The sequence below is a fragment of the Streptomyces sp. NPDC031497 genome, assembly GCF_055580905.1.
Map to the genome: position 1 here is coordinate 1 of NZ_JBVIKO010000020.1, position 4,141 is coordinate 4,141.

Below are 4,141 nucleotides of genomic sequence, written 5' to 3' on the forward strand. Positions count from 1 at the left end.
CCCCCCCCCCCCCCCCCCCCCCCCCCCCCCCCCCCCCCCCCCCCCCCCCCCCCCCCCCCCCCCCCCCCCCCCCCCCCCCCCCCCCCCCCCCCCCGGCCGCCGCTGGGTCAGTGACCGGCCGCGGCCTGCTTGATCAGGTCGGCCACCGCGTCCGGCCGTGACACGTACACGGAGTGGCTGCCGGGAACCTCGACGACCGTCGAGCCCGCCCGCTCCGACATCGCCCGCTGCGCCGGCGGCGGGATCATACGATCGTCGGTGGCGACGAGGTACCAGCTGGGCTTCGCCCGCCAGGCCGGCTCCGACACGGCGCCGTTGAGGGCGTCGAGGCCCCACGGGACCTGCGAGTCGGCCATGAACGCCGCCAGTTCGGCGGGCACGTCACCGGCGAAGGAGTCCGCGAACTTCTCGCGGTCCAGGAACAGGAAGCCGTCCCTGGGCGGCAGGATCGGCGGCACGGGGGCGCCGGGCGGCGGGTCGGCGATGAGCGTGCTCACCGACTCGCCCTTGTCGGGCGCGAACGCGGCGACGTAGACGAGCGCCGCGACCTTCGGGTGACTGCCCGCCTCGGAGATCACGGCACCTCCGTAGGAGTGCCCCACGAGGACGACCGGGCCGTCCTGTGCGTCGAGGACCATCCGCGTCGCCGCGACGTCCCCCTCCAGCGACAACGTCGGGTTCTGGACGATGCTGACGTTGTACCCGTCCCGCTTGAGGACGTCGTAGGTCCCCTGCCACCCGGATCCGTCCACGAAGCCTCCGTGGACGAGAACGACGTTCCGCGATTCCGCACTCATGGCTTCTCCCTCGGCGTGTCCGACCGTCGCGGCCACGCGAAGAAAGCTAGACGGCTGCCGCAGGAACCGATTCCGTCAATTGGCGTAGTTCTCGGGGAGGACCGCGCCGACCGCCCTCGGGCCGTGCCGACCGCTCTCGGGCCGCGCGGAGCGGCGTCCAGCACACAGTGGTGCCGGTGCCCTTGCGGCTTCACGCGGATGTTGCCACGCTGGTCTTTCACGTTGCCTGCTCCAGCTCTCCGCGCGGCGGTCGCGAGATCGCCGGCCCGACCCGTTCCGGCCCGACCGTTCGTGCGCGCTGCTCTCCTCCCCGGCGCTGACGCGCGTACCCCGCGCCCGAACCACAGTGACCGGCCGGACAGCCGCCGCCTCACCTGGGGAGCACACCATGGACACGAACGAGGAGGCCGCGCGCGGCCTGACCGACATCCAGGACTTCCTCTACCGGCAGGCCCACCTGCGAGCGGCACGTCAGCGGGTCGCGGACTTCACCGCGCGGGAGCCGGGGCTGACACCGGACCAGAGGACGGACATCGAACGCTGGTATCTCGCGGAACAGGCCCATGTGGCCCGCATGGTGACGGACCACATCGCCGCGAGCATCGACGTGGTGGAACAGCGGCATCGTGCCCGCTTCGGACACTGGCTGCGCGGGACGCTGACCGCGATGATCCTGATCACCGTGGTGATGGCGCTGTGCGTCACCGTGGTGCTGGTCGGCGCGTCGTGAGCCGCGGCGGACAGGGCCTGTTCGGAGCGAAAGCGTGCGGGGCCTGGCATACCCGGAGTTCGTGAGCGCGCCCGGCAGCCGGCCGGCGGCCCCCCGCTTCCCGGCGGGGGGCCACCGCCCTTCGACACCTACCGCTGCCGCGCGAGCCAGTCCGCGAACCTGACCTCGCCGAGGCTCGCGTCCGGACCGGGCAGGAGCGTGTCCTCCCGCAGCTCGGCACCCCAGTACCGTGCCTGCGGGTCCGTGACGACCTTGCGGGGGTCGCCCGCCGCGTCCAGCGCCGTCCGGATGAACTCCTCGAGCTGGAACGCCTCCGGCCCGCCGACCTCCACCACGCCGTCGACCGGCGCGCCGACCGTGGCGCGGGCCACGGCCGCGGCCACGTCGTCGGAGACGAGGGGCTGGATCCTGGCGTCCGGCAGGCGCACGGTGTCGCCCTCGGTGACCCCGTCGGCAAGCCCCTTCGCGAACTCGAAGAACTGGGTCGCGTGGACGATGGAGTACGGGATGCCGGATGCCTTGATCAGATCCTCCTGGGCCTGCTTGGCCCGGAAGTACCCGCTCTCCTGGAGCCGGTCGGTGCCCACCACGGACAGTGCCACATGGTGCCGCACGCCGGCGTCGGCCTCCGCCTGGAGGAGGTTGGCAGTGGAGGTGCGGAAGAAGTCCAGGACGGCCCGGTCCTCGAACGAGGGCGAATTGGACACGTCGACCACGACCGAGGCGCCCTGGAGGACCTCGGCCAGTCCCTCGCCGGTGAGGGTGTTGACGCCGGTGCTGGGCGCGGCCGCGACCGCCTCGTGCCCGTGCTCACCGAGCCTGGCGACCAGTTTCGAGCCGATGAGCCCGGTGCCACCGATCACGACGACCTTCATGACGGAATTCCTCTCGGAGTTTTTCTGGTGTCTGCATCAGAAGAGACCGGGCAGCTCCTCCGCTTGTGACAGCCCGTCCGGGAGAACGAGGAAAATCATCCGTCGCCGCGTCGGGGTGCGGCCTGTCGGGCGAGGGGCTCAGCCGTCCAGCGAAGCCACGTAGGGGGCCAGCTTGGCCGGGTTCATCACCCACATGATGCGTTCGATGCCGCGTGCCGACACATCGACGGACAGCAGCGCCACCGCGTGCCCGTCGGCCGAGATCAGGACGGCCGGCCTGCCGTTGGCCTCGACCCAGCGAACCTCCGCCCGGGGCCAGAAACGCGGCGCGAAGGCGACGAGGTACCGGGAGACATGCGCGAGCCCGAGAACCGGGATCCTGGACGCCCCACGGATACCGCCGCCGTCGGCGTAGCTGACCACGTCCTCGGTGAGGACCTCCTCGAGCACCGACAGACTGCCGTTCTGCGCCGCGGCGAGAAACACCTCCAGGAAACGCCGGTGCTCGGCGGAGTCCACCGGTTCCCGGCGCTCCGCCGCCAGACGCCTGCGGGCACGGCTCACCAGCTGGCGTGCGTTGGCCTCGCTCGTCTCCACGATGTCCGCGATCCGCCCGTACGTGTAGTCGAACGCCTCCCGCAGCACGTACGCGGCCCGCTCGACGGGGTTCAGCTTCTCCAGGAGGAGGAGAACCGCCAGGTCGAGGGCCTCCGAGCGTTCCGCGCCCAGCTGCGGGTCCACGCTCGTGTTGACGGGCTCGGGAAGCCAGGGGCCGACGTACGACTCCCGGCGCACCCTGGCGGACTGGGTGAAGTTGATCGCCAGCCGGGTGGTGATCGTGGCCAGGAACGCGGCCGGTTCGCGGATGCCGGCACGCTCGGTGTTCTGCCACCGCACCCACGCCTCCTGGACGATGTCCTCCGCTTCCACGGCACTGCCGACCACCCGATAGGCGATACCGAAGAGCTGGGGACGTGCCCCGAGGAAGTCCTTCGTCGCCTGGTCGAGGGAGCCCGAGTCCCCGTTCTCGCCGCCGCGCATCGATGTCCTCCAGAGTTGGATCATCATGCTACAAGCTGGCACCGCACAGAACGGCACGGAGTGGTACAGACCGGTCCCGCCGTGTCACAGATCCACCGTGTACCCGGTCATCCGTGGCGAAGGCCGGTCGCGGGACGGCGAATCCATGGAGGTGCCAGACCATGTCGGACAGGAACGCAGCGCACGGGCCGAGCGGGCAGACCCGTCCGGAGGGGTGGAAGACGGCGGTGACGGTGTTGCAGGACGCCGCACCGATCACCGTCCCCGAGGGGGCCTCGGCGATGACCATTCATGTCGAGTGGGAACCCGGAGACCCGGGAACCCCGCCGCACCGCCACTCGGGACCCGCGTTCGGGTACGTCATCGAGGGCGCCGTCCGCTTCGAGCTGGAGGGCGAGCCCGAGCGGGTGGTCGAGGCCGGCGGGACGTTCTGGGAGCCGGGCGGTGACGTGATCCACTACCAGGACGGCAACGCCCTCACGGATGCGCGGACCCGGTTCGTCGTCACCATGATGTGCGCACCGGGCAAGCCCATGCTGGAGCTGGTCGACGAGGGCGAACTGGCCGAGCGGGCCCACCTGCGCGCCCCGCGTCCCGCCACGGACTGACGGGACGGCGGAACGGGGGGGGGGGGGGGGGGGGTGGGGGGGGGGGGGGGGGGGGGGGGGGGGGGGGGGGGGGGGGGGGGGGGGGAGGTA

Annotated in this window: 5 protein-coding genes; 2 read left to right on the forward strand and 3 right to left on the reverse strand. The window is 71.9% G+C overall.

What is annotated here, in order from left to right; genetic code table 11:
- Positions 1 to 107: 107 nt before the first annotated feature.
- Positions 108 to 797, reverse strand: a complete 690-nt coding sequence (locus ACZ5K7_RS33500) for an alpha/beta hydrolase (protein ID WP_351712615.1) — start codon at positions 795 to 797, stop codon at positions 108 to 110.
- A 388-nt stretch (positions 798 to 1,185) separates the two neighbouring features.
- Between ACZ5K7_RS33500 and ACZ5K7_RS33505 the strand changes: the two genes are divergently transcribed.
- Positions 1,186 to 1,527, forward strand: coding sequence for a hypothetical protein (locus ACZ5K7_RS33505; RefSeq protein WP_351712617.1), 342 nt, complete (start codon positions 1,186 to 1,188; stop codon positions 1,525 to 1,527).
- Between the two features lie 128 nt (positions 1,528 to 1,655).
- Here ACZ5K7_RS33505 and ACZ5K7_RS33510 read toward each other — a convergent pair whose 3' ends face one another.
- Both ACZ5K7_RS33510 and ACZ5K7_RS33515 read right to left on the reverse strand, forming a co-directional pair.
- Positions 1,656 to 2,402: an SDR family oxidoreductase gene (locus ACZ5K7_RS33510; RefSeq protein ID WP_468919301.1), complete on the reverse strand. Its 747-nt coding sequence runs from the start codon at positions 2,400 to 2,402 to the stop codon at positions 1,656 to 1,658.
- A gap of 138 nt (positions 2,403 to 2,540) precedes the next feature.
- Positions 2,541 to 3,443 (reverse strand): RNA polymerase sigma-70 factor, encoded by a 903-nt coding sequence (locus ACZ5K7_RS33515; RefSeq protein WP_351712700.1) that lies wholly within the window; start codon positions 3,441 to 3,443, stop codon positions 2,541 to 2,543.
- Between the two features lie 161 nt (positions 3,444 to 3,604).
- On the opposite strand from ACZ5K7_RS33515, the gene ACZ5K7_RS33520 reads away from it, so the two are divergent.
- Positions 3,605 to 4,051 (forward strand): cupin domain-containing protein, encoded by a 447-nt coding sequence (locus ACZ5K7_RS33520; protein ID WP_468919304.1) that lies wholly within the window; start codon positions 3,605 to 3,607, stop codon positions 4,049 to 4,051.
- The last annotated feature ends 90 nt before the right edge of the window (positions 4,052 to 4,141 follow it).